The sequence below is a fragment of the Arthrobacter sp. AK01 genome (assembly GCF_021109375.1).
Taxonomy (GTDB): Bacteria; Actinomycetota; Actinomycetes; order Actinomycetales; family Micrococcaceae; genus Arthrobacter.
This window is the reverse complement of record NZ_JAJOHP010000150.1, coordinates 1-1,016: the sequence shown is the minus strand read 5'-3', so window position 1 is coordinate 1,016 and position 1,016 is coordinate 1. Positions and strand designations below refer to the sequence as shown.

The 1,016-nt window shown below is 63.3% G+C and carries 1 protein-coding gene; it reads right to left on the bottom strand.

The genetic code is table 11. The features are described from left to right. Positions 1–17 precede the first annotated feature (17 nt). Positions 18–1,016, bottom strand: a 999-nt coding sequence (gene lipA / locus LN996_RS23490) for a lipoyl synthase (protein ID WP_231343506.1), incomplete at its 5' end; no start/stop codon positions are given.

Below are 1,016 nucleotides of genomic sequence, written 5' to 3'. Positions count from 1 at the left end.
GGGTGGTGGAGCGGTGCCTAGCTGTGGGCGGCGAGGATGGTGGAGGCTTCCTGGCGGGTGGTGCCGGAGGACTCGATGTGGGCCAGGGCGGCCGGGATTTCCCAGCCCTTCTTCCGCATCGCGGTGGCCCAGAGGCGCCCGGCCCGGTACGAGGACCGCACCAACGGACCCGACATCACACCAAGGAAACCGATCTCCTGGGCTTCTTCCTGGAGGTCCACGAACTCCTGCGGCTTGACCCACCGGTCCACCGGCAAGTGCCGCTCGGACGGGCGCAGGTACTGGGTGATCGTGATCAAATCACACCCGGCCTCGTGCAGGTCCCGCAGCGCCTCGGAGATTTCCTCCCGGGTCTCGCCCATGCCCAGGATCAGGTTGGACTTGGTCACCATGCCCAAATCACGGCCCTGCGTGATGACATCCAGGGACCGCTCGTACCGGAACGCCGGACGGATCCGCTTGAAAATCCTCGGCACCGTCTCGACGTTATGCGCGAACACCTCAGGCTTGGAATCACAGATCGCCGCGATGTGCTCAGGCTTGCCGGAGAAATCAGGGATCAGCAACTCCACCCCCGTGCCCGGGTTCAGTTCGTGGATCTTCCTCACCGTTTCGGCGTACAACCAGACACCCTCATCGGCCAGGTCATCACGGGCCACTCCGGTCACCGTGGCGTACCGCAACTGCATCGCCTGGACGCTCCGGGCCACCTTGGTGGGTTCGAACATGTCCACCGGGGACGGTTTACCGGTATCGATCTGGCAGAAATCACACCGCCGGGTACACTCGGAACCGCCGATCAGGAACGTCGCTTCCTTGTCTTCCCAGCACTCGAAAATGTTCGGGCAACCGGCCTCTTCACAGACCGTGTGCAGGCCTTCCTTCTTCACCAGGTTCTTGAGCTGGACAAACTCAGGACCCATCTGGACCTTGGCCTTGATCCACTCGGGCTTGCGTTCAACCGGGACCGCCGCGTTACGCGCCTCAACGCGCAGCAACTTACGGCCTTCAGGTGC